8 protein-coding genes and 1 pseudogene are annotated in these 13,138 nt (G+C 69.7%); 7 read left to right on the forward strand and 2 right to left on the reverse strand.

Annotation, left to right across the window (positions count from 1 at the left end; translation table 11 throughout):
* The first annotated feature begins 9 nt into the window (after window positions 1–9).
* From Q0Z83_RS26110 to Q0Z83_RS26125, 4 genes are all read left to right on the forward strand, one after another.
* Window positions 10–720 carry a hypothetical protein gene (locus tag Q0Z83_RS26110; RefSeq protein WP_317796637.1) on the forward strand — a complete coding sequence of 237 codons (711 nt, stop codon included), beginning with the start codon at window positions 10–12 and terminating at the stop codon, window positions 718–720.
* A gap of 306 nt (window positions 721–1,026) precedes the next feature.
* Window positions 1,027–1,896 carry an excalibur calcium-binding domain-containing protein gene (locus Q0Z83_RS26115; protein ID WP_317796638.1) on the forward strand — a complete coding sequence of 290 codons (870 nt, stop codon included), beginning with the start codon at window positions 1,027–1,029 and terminating at the stop codon, window positions 1,894–1,896.
* Between the two features lie 207 nt (window positions 1,897–2,103).
* Complete coding sequence (locus Q0Z83_RS26120) at window positions 2,104–3,996, forward strand: GGDEF domain-containing protein (RefSeq protein WP_317796639.1); 1,893 nt, start codon at window positions 2,104–2,106, stop codon at window positions 3,994–3,996.
* Entirely contained in the window at window positions 3,993–4,688 is a 696-nt protein-coding gene (locus Q0Z83_RS26125) for a GTP pyrophosphokinase (RefSeq protein WP_317796640.1), read from the forward strand. The genes Q0Z83_RS26120 and Q0Z83_RS26125 overlap by 4 nt, the downstream gene beginning before the upstream one ends.
* Window positions 4,689–4,794: 106 nt before the next feature.
* Here the strand turns inward: Q0Z83_RS26125 and Q0Z83_RS26130 are convergent, their stop codons facing one another.
* Window positions 4,795–5,334 carry a hypothetical protein gene (locus tag Q0Z83_RS26130; protein ID WP_317796641.1) on the reverse strand — a complete coding sequence of 180 codons (540 nt, stop codon included), beginning with the start codon at window positions 5,332–5,334 and terminating at the stop codon, window positions 4,795–4,797.
* A gap of 79 nt (window positions 5,335–5,413) precedes the next feature.
* On the opposite strand from Q0Z83_RS26130, the gene Q0Z83_RS26135 reads away from it, so the two are divergent.
* Window positions 5,414–6,196, forward strand: coding sequence for a GNAT family N-acetyltransferase (locus Q0Z83_RS26135; RefSeq protein WP_317796642.1), 783 nt, complete (start codon window positions 5,414–5,416; stop codon window positions 6,194–6,196).
* On the opposite strand, the gene Q0Z83_RS26140 is transcribed toward Q0Z83_RS26135, so the two are convergent.
* On the reverse strand, window positions 6,193–6,972 hold the full coding sequence (locus Q0Z83_RS26140) for an MOSC domain-containing protein (protein WP_317796643.1): 780 nt from the start codon (window positions 6,970–6,972) through the stop codon (window positions 6,193–6,195). The two genes, Q0Z83_RS26135 and Q0Z83_RS26140, sit on opposite strands and share 4 nt — an antisense overlap.
* Window positions 6,973–7,019: 47 nt before the next feature.
* Here Q0Z83_RS26140 and Q0Z83_RS26145 point away from each other — a divergent pair, with 47 nt between their 5' ends.
* Both Q0Z83_RS26145 and Q0Z83_RS26150 read left to right on the forward strand, forming a co-directional pair.
* Window positions 7,020–7,454, forward strand: a complete 435-nt coding sequence (locus Q0Z83_RS26145; RefSeq protein ID WP_317796644.1) for a GNAT family N-acetyltransferase — start codon at window positions 7,020–7,022, stop codon at window positions 7,452–7,454.
* Between the two features lie 254 nt (window positions 7,455–7,708).
* Window positions 7,709–13,086, forward strand: a pseudogene (locus tag Q0Z83_RS26150) (ATP-binding protein).
* Window positions 13,087–13,138 lie beyond the last annotated feature (52 nt).

The raw sequence follows: 13,138 nt of genomic DNA on the forward strand, positions 1-13,138 counted from the left end.
CTTGGGCCGATGCCGAGAGCCGACGAGCCCCACGAGTCCGCCCCCGACTGGCTGCTGTGGCCGGTCCGGGCGGTCGCGGTCGTCGTGGTGCTGCCGTTCCGCCTGCTCGGCATGGCCTTCGAGGCGATCGGCCGCTTCCTGCACCGCTACCTGATCATGCCGCTGGCCTGGCTGGGCCGCCACCTGATCGTCATCCCCGCGCTCTGGCTGTGGCACTGGCTGATCGTGGTCCCGGCCACCTGGATCTGGCGATGGCTGATCGTGGTCCCGCTGACCTGGCTCTGGATCAACGTGCTCCGCCCACCGGCCCGCTGGCTCGGAAAGGCCCTGGTCACAGTCTTCGGCTGGCTGCTGGCGATCCCGGTGATGCTGATCGGCGTACCACTGATGTGGCTGTGGGAGAACGCCGTGGTCCCCCTCTACCGCCGGGTCCTCCGCCCAGCCGGCGTTCTCCTGTGGTCGTGGATCCTGGTCCCGATCGGCCGCACCCTGCTGTGGTTCCTGCAGACCGGCTGGGACGGCACGACCTGGCTGTTCCGCCAGATCTACCGCCTCCTGCTCCGCCCACTGGGCATCGCCATCGCGGTGACCTGGCGATACACGTTCGGCGCGGTCTGGCGCCACATCATCACCCCCACCGCGCGCTGGCTCCGCGACGAAATCCTCCGCCCCACCGGCGCCGCGATCCGCTCCGCCCTTTCCGCCCTGGGCCTCCGATAACCCCTCATCTGGTACGACCACCCCAGACCCGACCGCACGAGAGCCGTCCCCGAACTACACCGCGACGGGGCTGCCCACTCCCGCCCGCCCCCGCGCCCGCCGGGCCGATCCCCCGGCTCACGGTCACCCCGGATGTCCGCCCCACCAAGCCGAGACGCCGACCACCCCACTACGGCCACCAGCGTTCGCACCCGGGCGAAGGGTGCCTGGCGATTCACCCGGACAGACAGCTACGTATGTCTACGGACCCGAACCGGACGGCCAGTACCGTAGGTGACCAGTCGACAGCAAGCTCACCGTGTGAACTTGCCGCCTCCCCAGGACCCATGGGCCGGCCAGCCGGGACAACCACCGCAACCACGTCCCGGTAACGGTCCGCCCACCCCACCGGCACCACCCACGGCGTCGAACGACCCGAACCACGACTACGGTCCGCCGATCGCCCCGGGCCGGCCTGGCGTGCCACACCCGGGATACGGCCGGCCACCCGCCTACGGCCAGGCAGCCGGTTACGGCCGGCCGCCGGTTTCCGGGCAGCCCGCCTACGGAACGCCGCCACCCTTCGGCCCACCGCCGACCGCGATGTTCGCGGCCCAGCCAGCTCCGACCACGAACCGGAAATCCTGGCACAAACCGCTCCTCGGCGTGCTCGGTGTGCTGACGCTGTGCGTGTGCGGGGTGGCCCTGTTCAGCCCGGACCAGGAAACCGACAAGACATCGGCGCCGGCGGACAGTCCCGAGGTGGCCGCACTACAACAAGCCGCCACGAAGACCCCGGAAGCCGGGGCGACCCCGGAGGCCGGGCCGACCACGTCGACAGCCCCGAAGAAACCCACTGCGACGACGAACCCGAAGGCGACCCCGACCAGGACGGCGTCGAAATCACCGAAGGCCGTCTACTACGCGAACTGCGACGCCGCACCGGGCGAACTGAGCCGCAGCGACCCGGGCTACCGCAAGGCCCTGGACCGGGACGGCGATGGAATCGCGTGCGAGTCGAGCGGCGACGACGAGGAACCGATCGAGGACGACGAGCCCACCGGAGGAACCGACCCGCGCTTCTCGACCTGCAAGGCGGCCAACAGCGCGGGCTACGGCGATTACGTTCGCGGCGTCGACCCGGAGTACGACTGGTACCAGGACCGGGACGGCGACGGGATCGTCTGCGAGAGATGACCCGTGACCGAAAACCCGATCGGTGACGACCCCGGGCGACGACCAGCGGCCGAAGACTCCAATCGGTGACGACCCCGGAATGGTGACCAGCGGCCTCAGCCCGGAACTCGCGCTGCGGCCGCGCCCGGCAGCACACCTCGCGCGGTAGCCGACGGGACGACCCACATCAACTCGACGCTTTGTCCCGTACCAACAAATTTGTCCTGAATGAAATCAACCAGGAACGCGAAACCGCCGGACCGGACCGCGCCGAACGAATACGGACAGCGGGTCCGGGCGTGGACGCGGGCGATTTGCGGGATCATGACCGGTGTGAGTGGTGGGCGCACGTTCGGGATCCTGTCGCCGTTCGTCGGAGGGGACTACTACGGGGCGATCATCGAGGGGATCAACGCGGCGGCCGTCGCCGGCGGGGACCGGGTGATGGCAGTGCAGACGCTGGACCCCGGCGCCCACAGCGCCGACCGCAGTGGCCTGCCGGAATTCCACCGGCCGGTGGCTTGGCGGCATCTGTCGGGGCTGGCGGTGCTGCCCGGCGCGGTGGGTTCGGAGTATGCCGAGGCGGCTCGCCGGGCCGGGCTGCCGGTAGTGCTGGTGGCGGCCGAGACGTCCGGCGAAGGCATGTCCGTGGTGGCCGCCGACAACCGCAGCGGAGTCCGCGACGCCGTCGCCCATCTGATCGAACACGGTCATGAGCGCATCGCCTTCGCCGGCTACATGGTGCATTTCGACCTGCGTGAGCGACTTGCCGGGTATCGCGCGGGCCTGGCCGAGCGTGATCTGAGCCCGATGGTGTTCGACACCGGCGACAACCACGAGTCGGGTGGCGAGGCGGTGGCCGACGCACTGATCCGGGCCGGCATGCCGGTGACCGCGATCGTGCTGGGCACCGACCGGAACGCGATCGGCCTGATCGGACGGCTGACCGCGGCCGGCTACGACCTGCCGAAGGACCTGGCGGTCGTCGGGTTCGACGACATCGCCGACGCCGCCTACCTGAAGCCGGCGCTGTCGAGTGTGCGGCAGCCGCTCGACGCGTTGGGCGCCACGGTCTACGACCTGATGTCCGAGCCGCCACAGAAACGCCAGGTGGCGACCCTATTCGAGCCGCGCGAGTCGTGCGGCTGCGCCTCGGATGGGCTGCCCTTGTCGGAGGCGAACACCCGCGAGCTGTTCGGGCAGGTCCGCTATCTGCAGGACACCCTGAACGTGCAGTACGAGCTGGGTATCGCGCTGCTCGGCGAGCAGGGCGGCGACCCGGCACACCTGGACTGGCTGGACCGCACGCCGGCCCGGGCCGGTTGTCTGGGCATGTGGCATCCGGACGAACCGGAGAAGCTGGAGACGGTCGGCACCTTCCGCTTCCCCGCTGCCGGCGGCCGGGTCCTCCCGGTGGATGAATTTCCACCCGCCGAACTGTTCGCGCTCGCCGATGGGACGGACGGCGACATCGTGTTCACCGTGCCGGTCCGCAGCCGCATGCGCGACTGGGGGATGCTCGCCGCGGTGGGCCGGATCCAGTCGACCACCCCACCGGGCCGGGAGATGATGAACCATTCCGGGTCGCTGCTGGCGAAGGCCCTGGACTACCGGGTGGTCGAGGAACGGCTGCGTACGGCCGCGATGCACGACCACCTGACGGGTCTGCCGAACCGGCTGCTGCTGGAGGACCGGCTCGCCCAGGCCGGGTTGCGGGCGGCGCGCGAGCCCGGTTACCGGTTCGCGGTGCTGCTCATGGACCTCGACGGGTTCAAGGCGATCAACGACGGTCTCGGGCACGCCGCCGGAGACCAACTGCTGATCCAGGTGGCGAGGCGGTTGACGGCGCTGTTGCGGCGCACCGATACGGTAGCTCGGCTGGGCGGGGACGAGTTCGTCGTGTTGATCGACGACGTCTCCGGGCCGGGAGGGGACAGTGTGGTCCGGGCCGGGATCGAGGCCGCGGTGGTCGAGCCGTACACGATCGACGGGCATGTCGTCGAGGTGGGGTTGAGCATCGGGTCGGCGGTGTCCGGCGACGGGTCGGCCGACCCCGACCTGCTGTTGCGGGAGGCCGACGCCGCCATGTACCAGGCGAAATCGGCCAGCCGCCGACGATGACGGATTTCGTGGAGAAGCGCGACGTGACGACCGACCAGCCCGGCCAGTTGGCGCGCCGGGGTCACCCCGAGGCCTGGCACGAGCAGTGGACCGATCTGAACCACTTCCTCATGGTTTACAAGTTCGGCCTCGCCGAGATCAACACGAAGATCACGATCCTGGCCGAGGAGCTCACCCACCGCGGTTCCGGCAACCCGATCGAGCACGTCAGCCCACGTCTCAAGTCACCGGCCAGCATCACCGCGAAGGCGCACCGCCTCAACTGCCCGCTGCACTTCGACGACCTGCGCGCCCGGATCCGTGACATCGCCGGCATCCGGATCGTCTGCAGTTTCGTCTCGGACGTCTACACGGTCGCGAACATGCTGACCCGCCAGCCGGACGTCAATCTGGTCGTCACCAAGGACTACATCGCCAAGCCGAAGGCCAACGGCTACCGCAGCCTGCATCTCATCGTCGAGATCCCGGTCTTCATGTCCGACCGGGTGGTCGCCGTGCCGGTCGAGGTCCAACTGCGCACGGTCGCCATGGACTTCTGGGCCAGCCTCGAACACAAGATCTACTACAAGCACGATCCGGACGTCGTTCCACCCCGCCTGCGCGACGAGCTGACCGCGGCGGCCGAGGATGCCGCGCGTCTCGACATCCGGATGGAACGGTTACACCGCGAAATCCACGGACCAAGACGCTGATTCGGTACGGCCACACCGCCCGCCGAACCCATCCCGCCCCGTCTGCTCCGCGCGAGATCCGCGGCGGGTCACGACCGAAACGCGACCGCCGGGCTGATGCGGTGGTTCAGAGATCGGTGATCCGCCCGCCGTCCCCGAAAGCCTGCACCGCGCCGAGCAGCTTCTCCAGAAAGTCCGGCAGGTCACGGGCGATGACCGTGATCCCCGGCCCGTCGTATTCGCCGCCGGTATAGGCCGCTTCCCGCAGCCGGAGGACCCGGCCGTCGTCGAGCGCGATCGCGTACTGAGCGCCGCCGCCGTCCCCGCCGAACACCACGACGTCCACCTGATGCGGTCCGGCGAGACGATCCGGCCGGCCGTCGTCGTGGTCGACGACACCGGTCAGGCCACGGACGTCGTACAGGAAGTAGCCGTTGCCGATGTCCGGCAACGACACCGGTCCCACCGACCGCTGGAGGGCGACCAGCCCGTCCGGCGCCCACGGCATCCGGCTGAGCAGTTCGCTGAGGTCAGCGGCGGTGGTGGGCGGCCCCACCGAGTGCTCGTCAGCCTCGAACGGGAATGTCGACACGACGTCGGTCAGGGCCTGCCGGACGGCGTCGTCGAGGCGGGCGGCCCAGCCGGCCGGCCTGTCGTCGGTCAGCACGCCGAGCACTGTAGCCGGGGCGCGGCAAGATGCTGAAAATGCATTGCCCGGGTGGGGTGCGGGTGCTGGGGTTGAGCACGTGGATCATCAAAAGGTGCTGGACCTGTTCGACAGGCAGATGCGGCGGGACATGCGAACCGAAGGTGACGGGTCCCGGATCGAACGGGACGGCCCGGTGGTGCGACACGTCGGCAGCGGCCCGCAGGCCTGGAACGCCGTCGTCTGGTCGGATCTCGACGAGACCACCGCGGACGAAGCGATCGCCGGTTCGGTGCGCCGTTTCGCCGAGCTGGGCTTTCCCTTCGAGTGGAAGCACTACGGCTACGACAGGCCCGCTGACCTCGGTACCCGACTGACCGCCGCCGGTTTCGTCGCCGACGACGAGGAGACGCTTATGATCGCCGCGATCAGCGATCTGTCCCTGGACGCCGACCTACCCGACGGCGTTCGCATCGACCGGGTCACCGATCCGGCCGGCGTGGAGCTGATGGTGACCGCCAGCGAGCAGGCGTTCGGCGAGAACGCCGACTGGCTCCGCCACCGCCTGCTCGACCAGCTGGCGAACGACCCGGACAACGCGTACCTGTTCGTGGCGATGGCCGGCGACACCCCGGTCTCGGGCGCCCGGATGGACGTCAACGAGGGCACCGCGTTCGCCGGCCTGTGGGGTGGCGGCACCGCGCCGGAGTGGCGGGGCCGCGGCATCTACCGCGCCCTGGTGGCCGAACGAGCCCGGATCGCCGCCGACCTGGGCTACGAATACCTGCAGGTCGACGCCTCGTCCCAGAGCCGCCCGATCCTGGAGCGCCTCGGCTTCGCCGTCCTGACCAGCACCACCCCGTACAACAAGGAACCGCATTAGACCCAGGTCGTGGTGTCGCCGACGGTCAGGTGGCCCGGGGTTTCCACCGTGGCGAAGACTCCGAAGGTCATGTCGTTGTGTTCGGCGAGGGTTTTCAGCAGGTCTCTGCGTTCGGAGGCCTGTTCCTGGGCCATGTCGACCATCGCGCAGCGGGTCAGCGGGCGGACCACCCGCAGCACCACGTCGGGGCCGATGCGCAGGCGGCGGCCGGTCCAGTCGTCCTCCGGGAAACCGACGCCCGGCACGTCGAGCAGCAGGTTGGCCCGGAAGCGCAGCGGGTCGACCGGGGCGCCGTCAGTCTCGGCGCCGGCCAGGCCGGTCAGGGCGCGCAGGCCGGCGGTCGTGATCAGACTGACTGGACCCTCGTCGTGGTGCGGGACCGTCGACTCCGGGACCAGCGTGACCGGGCGGCCCAGGTGGTCGCTGATCGCCTGGTGACCGTCCGGATCGTCGGCGGCGAAACGACGACCGTCCGGCAATTCGACAAACGGAACGGCGAGAGCACCGTTCGACGGGCCGGCGAGGGCACCGGTCGGCGAGCCATCAGGCGGGAGCGCAGCCGAGGCCGGGATCGGGGCGGTGTGGGCTCGCAGGTCGAACAGGCCCGGCATGCGGCGGAAACGGCGGGTGTTCTTGCCGCTGCCGACCTTGCCGTCGGTGTCACGGACCGCCCACAGACGGTCACCGGCCAGGCCTCGCGAGTCGGCTCCGGCGGTCTCGACCACTTCTCCGAGCAGGGACTTCACCGGGTAGCGACGTATCTCGACGAGTTGCACGCGCCGACAGTAGGGGATCCGGAAATCCGATTGTTAGGGTCAGCGGTGTGAGTGTGGTCATCGAGGTCGTGCGCTCGGTCACCGATGAGCTGGTCGAATCGTTCGGACGCCTGCTGCCGCAGCTGTCCCGGTCGGCGCCGGCCCTCGACTCGGCGGCGCTGCGCGAGCTGATCGCCTGGCCGGGCAACCACGTGCTGGTGGCCCGGGTCGACGGCCGGATTGTCGGCACTCTGACACTCGTCACCTTCCCGATTCCGACCGGGCTGCGGGCCTGGATCGAGGACGTCGTGGTCGACGGGGAGGCCCGCGGCCACGGGGTGGGTGCGGCGCTGACGAACGAGGCGGTCCGGATCGCCGGGGCGGCCGGCGCGCGGACCGTCGACCTCACGTCCCGGCCGTCGCGGGTCGCCGCGAATCGCCTGTATGAACGGCTCGGTTTCCAGGTCCGCGACTCGAAAGTGTTTCGGCTGTCACATCGGTGAGGGCCGCCTCAGCCCGGCGGTCGCGCTGCGGTCCGGTGTCCGGAGCGCGTCGCGGGATAGGGCACGGTTCGGGGTTTCGTGCGGTTGTCGTTGCGATGGCCCGTACCAGACCGTTTGCCGTCGGAGACAATGGGGTTTGTGGGATTCCTACAACTAACGCTGCGCGACATGCATGATCCGGCCCATGGCTCGACCGGGCAGTAGCCGGGAGGGTGGGGGTGGAGATTGCTGATGGTGTCAGGGAGGCTCGGCAAGTGTTCAGGCGTGTCGCGATCATCAACCGTGGAGAGGCCGCGATGCGGCTCATCCACGCCGTGCGGGATCTGTCCGCGGAGACCGGGACCCGGATCGAGACGGTCGCCCTCTACACCGACGAGGACCGGACGTCGACGTTCGTGCGCGAGGCGGATCTGACGTATCCGCTGGGTCCGGCGGCCGCGCGGCCCTACCTCAACCACGCGCTGCTGGAGCAGGCACTCAAGGACACCGAGGCCGACGCGGCCTGGGTGGGCTGGGGTTTCGTCGCCGAGGACCCGGTGTTCGCGGAGTTGTGCGACCGGATCGGGGTGACGTTCGTCGGGCCGAGCGCGGAGGCGATGCGCAAGCTCGGCGACAAGATCGGCTCGAAGCTGATCGCCGAAGAGGTGGGCGTTCCGGTGGCGCCGTGGAGCCGCGGCGAGGTCGCGACGCTCGAGGACGCGCTGCGGGCCGGTGACGAGATCGGTTATCCGCTGATGCTGAAGGCGACCGCCGGCGGTGGCGGACGCGGCATCCGGCGCGTCGATTCCGCCGAGGATCTGACCGACGCCTACGAGCGGACCAGCCAGGAGGCGCTGCGGGCGTTCGGCTCGGGCGTGGTGTTCCTGGAGCGCCTGGTGACCGGGGCCCGGCACGTCGAGGTCCAGATGATCGCGGACGGGCAGGGCGGCGCGTGGGCGCTCGGTGTCCGGGACTGCTCGGTCCAGCGCCGCAACCAGAAGATCATCGAGGAGTCCTCGTCGGTCGTGATGGCGCCCGAGCAGGCGGCCGAACTGAAGGCGTCGGCGGTCCGGCTGGCGCTGGCGGTCGGCTACCGCGGCGCCGGAACCGTCGAGTTCCTCTACCACCCCGGTGACGGGCTGTTCGCGTTCCTCGAGGTCAACACGCGTCTGCAGGTCGAGCACCCGATCACCGAGATCACCACCGGCACCGACCTGGTCAAGCTGCAACTGCACGTCGCGGCGGGCGGCCGCCTCGACGGTCCGCCGCCGGCCGAGCAGGGCCACGCCGTCGAGGCGCGGCTGAACGCCGAGGACCCGGACCGTGACTTCGCGCCGTCGCCGGGCCGCATCACCCGGCTGGCGCTGCCGGCCGGGCCCGGTATCCGGGTGGACACCGGCGTCAGCGAGGGCGACAGCATTCCCGCTGCGTTCGACTCGATGATTGCCAAGATCATCGCGTACGGCAAAGACCGTGACGAGGCACTCGGCCGCCTCCGCCGGGCGATGGCCGAGACCACCGTGATCATCGAGGGCGGCTCCACCAACAAGAGCTTCGTCCTCGACCTGCTCGACCAGCCCGAGGTGATCGACGGTTCGGCCGACACCGGGTGGATCGATCGCGTGCGCGCCGAGGGTCGCCTGGTCAGCCACCGGCACTCGGCGATCGCGCTGGCCGCCGCCGGCATCGAGGCCTACCTGGACGAGGAGGAGATCAGTCGGCAGCGGCTGCTCACCACCGCGCACGGCGGTCGCCCGCAGGTCCAGCACGACACCGGCCGTCCGCTCGATCTGAAGCTGCGCGGTGTCGGTTACCGGGTGCAGGTGTCCCGGCTCGGGCTCAAGCGGTTCCGGGTCGGCATCTTCTCCGGCGCCTCACACGGGCACGCCGACGTGATCAGCGAGCGGTTCGACGAACACAGCGGCCAGATGTACGTCAACGGCCACCGCTTCCGGCTGACCACCGCCACGCACGGGCCGATCCACACCATCGAGGTCGACGGCGTCACTCACCGGGTCAGCCGGGACGAGGGCGGCGTGGTCCGCTCCCCGCGCCGGCCCTGGTGGTGGCGACCCCGCTCGCCGTCGGCGACGAGGTGGAAGCGGGTGCTCCGATCCTCGTGCTGGAGAGCATGAAGATGGAGAACGTGCTGCGGGCGCCGTTCCGGGCCAGGGTGCGTGAGTGCCCGGTCGCGGTCGGCAGCCAGGTGGAGACCGGTGCGCCGCTGATGCGCCTGGAACCACTCGCCTCGTCCGACTCCGAAGAGGTCGCCGCACCGGCCGCCGCGGTCGAGATCGACCTGCCGTCGGGATCGCCCACCGATCACGGGCTGGACGATCTGCGGGCTCTGCTGCTCGGGTACGACGTCGAGCCGGTGGTCCCGGCCGCGCACGGCCGGCGGCCGGTCGCCGAAGAGATCGACCTGCTCACGATCAGCGCCGACCTGCTCGAGCTCAGCCGCAACAAGCCCGGTGACGGGTGGAAGAGTGAGCCCGGCAGCGCGGTGCACAGCCCGCGGGAGAACTTCCACACCTATCTCCAGAGCCTCGACGTGGAGCGGGCCGGGGTGCCGACCGCGTTCCAGGACCGGCTGACCCGGGTGCTCGCGCACTACGGCGTGACCGGTCTTGATCGGACTCCGGAGCTGGAGGACGCGGTCTTCCGGATCTTCCTGGCACTGCAGAAGTCAGCCGCGAACATCAACATCGTGTCCGCCCTGCTCCGACAGTGGATCGCCGGATCGCCGCCGGCGGAGCCGCTCGCCGAGCGGGCCGGTATCGCCCTGGAGCACCTGATCGAGGCGACGCAGGTGCGGTTCCCGTCGGTGTCCGACCTGGCTCGGGGCATCGTCTTCCGGTGGTACGCGCAGCCGCTGCTCCGGCGTACCCGGGCTGAGGTCTATGCGGCCGTCCGCGCTGATCTGCGGCATCTCGATCATCACCCGGATTCGCCGGACCGGTCCGAGCGGATCCAGCGGATGGTCGCCTGTTCGGAGCCGCTGGTCCGGCTGGTGGGGCAGCGGATCGGGCGACCCGGGCGGGATCACATGCCGCTGCTCGAGGTATTGACTCGCCGCTACTACGAGAACCGGGATCTGTCGGATTTCTCGACTGATGGCCGCTTCATGACTACGACGCACTCTCTTGCCACGCGGGTGACCCGCGTTTCGGCCGCCGCCGTCGACATTTCGGACTTGCCGGAAACGTTGGCCGCGGTTTCGTCGGATGTCGCGGACATCTATGTCGCCTGGGACGGGCAGCCCGGGGCCGATGAGATGGCTTCTGAGTTGAGCCGGCTCTTCGACGGGCTGCGGCTCCCGGCAACGCGGCGGATCACCGCGACCATCGCGGGCACGAGCGGCGCCGTCATGCACCACCACTTCACGTTCCGTGCGGACCAGGACGGACATTTCACTGAAGACCGGCTTATCCGGGGGCTGCATCCGCAGATCGCGCTGCGTCTCCAACTCGAACGACTGCGCGAGTTCGACCTCACCCGCCTGCCGTCGACCGACGAGGAGATGTACCTCTTCAAGGCGGTCGCCAAGTCGAACCCGTCCGACGAGCGGCTCATCGCGATGTACCAGGTCCGCGACCTGACCGCACTCCGCGAGACGGACGGCCGGCTCGTCGCGCTGCCCGCTCTGGAGGAGGGCATCACCCTCACGCTCGACGCGATCCGCAACATCCAGGCGCAACGGCCCCAGAACAAGAGATTCGACACAAACCGGATCATGATGTACGTCTGGCCGGTCACCGAATTGTCCATCGACGAACTGAACGCCCTGGTCCAGCGCATCCTGCCGACCGCCTCCGGGGCCGGCCTGGAGGAGGTCCAGTTCATCGCGCGGCAGCGCCGGTCCAGTGGGGAACTCACCGAGGTAGCGGTGACCATCACGCTGGAGCCGGGTAACGGGGCACACCTGCACGTCGGTGAGCCGTCGACCGATCCGGTGCAGCCGCTCGACGACTACCGGCAGAAGGTGCTGCGGGCGGCTCGGCGCGGGACGGTCTACCCGTACGAGCTGACCGGTCTCCTCGGCAGTTTCACCGAGTACGACCTCGCCTCCTCCGGTGTGCTGGAGCCGGTCGACCGGCCGAAGGGGCGCAACACGGCCGCCATCGTGGCCGGTGTGGTGACCACACCGACCGACCGCTATCCGGAGGGCATCACCCGGGTGGTGCTGCTCGGTGACCCGACCAAGTCGCTCGGTGCACTGTCCGAGCCGGAGTGCGCGCGGGTCATCGCCGCCCTCGACCTGGCGGCGTCGCTCGGGGTCCCGCTCGAATGGTTCGCGCTGTCCGCGGGTGCGCGGATCTCGATGACGTCCGGCACCGAGAACATGGACTGGGTGGCCGCCGCTCTCAAGCGCATCGTCACGTTCACCCAGGCCGGTGGCGAGATCAACATCGTGGTCGCGGGAATCAACGTGGGCGCCCAGCCGTACTGGAACGCCGAGGCCACGATGCTCATGCACACCAAGGGCATCCTGGTCATGACGCCCGACTCGGCGATGGTGCTGACCGGCAAACAGTCGCTGGACTTCTCCGGTGGGGTGTCGGCCGAGGACAACTTCGGCATCGGCGGCTACGACCGGGTGATGGGCCCGAACGGTCAGGCGCAGTACTGGGCGCCGTCCCTGCCCGCCGCCCGTGACGTGCTGATGGCGCACTACGACCACACGTATGTCGCTCCCGGCGAGACCGGCCCGCGCCCGGCAGCGACCACCGACCCGGCCGACCGGGACGTGTCCGACTTCCCGCACACCTGGGCCGGAAGCGACTTCACCACGGTCGGGCAGATCTTCTCGGCGACACACAACCCGGACCGTAAGAAGGCCTTCGACATCCGCACCGTGATGCGGGCGGTGTCCGATCAGGATCACCCGGTCCTGGAGCGCTGGGCAGGTATGGCGGACGCCGACACCTCGGTCGTCCAGGACGTGCACATCGGCGGCCGGCCGGTCTGTCTCATCGGCATCGAGTCCCGGTCCGTTCCGCGGCGGGGTTTCCCGCCCACCGACGGCCCCGACACGTACACGGCGGGCACCCTGTTCCCCCGCTCGTCGAAGAAGACGGCCCGCGCGATCAACGCGGCGTCCGGCAACCGCCCGCTCGTGGTCCTCGCGAACCTGTCCGGTTTCGACGGCTCCCCCGAGTCGATGCGGAACCTGCAGCTCGAATACGGCGCCGAGATCGGCCGCGCGATCGTCAACTTCGACGGCCCGATCGTCTTCACGGTCATCTCCCGCTATCACGGTGGCGCGTTCGTGGTCTTCTCCAAGGCCCTGAACCCGAACATGACGGTCCTGGCGCTGGAGGGCTCGTTCGCCTCGGTGCTGGGTGGCGCCCCCGCGGCGGCGGTGGTCTTCTCCGGCGAGGTCAACAACCGAACCGCAAACGACCCGCGCGTCACCGAACTCCAGGCCCAGGCCTCAGCCGCGTCGGCAACCGACCGCGCGGCACTGAACGCCCGCCTGGCCGAGGTGCAGGGTTCGGTCCGAGCCGAAAAGCTGGGCGAGGTGGCCGCCGAATTCGACCGCGTCCACAGCATCCAGCGGGCGGTCGAGGTCGGCTCGGTGGACGCGATCGTGAGCACCGAGGACCTGCGTCCCCGCATCATCGAGGCCATCGAACACGGCCTCAAGCGCTGATCAAAGCCCGGTCCAGGCTGATCGAAGCCCGCTTCGGCAGGCTTCGATCAGC

The organism is Actinoplanes sichuanensis, assembly GCF_033097365.1.
Classification (GTDB): domain Bacteria; phylum Actinomycetota; class Actinomycetes; order Mycobacteriales; family Micromonosporaceae; genus Actinoplanes; species Actinoplanes sichuanensis.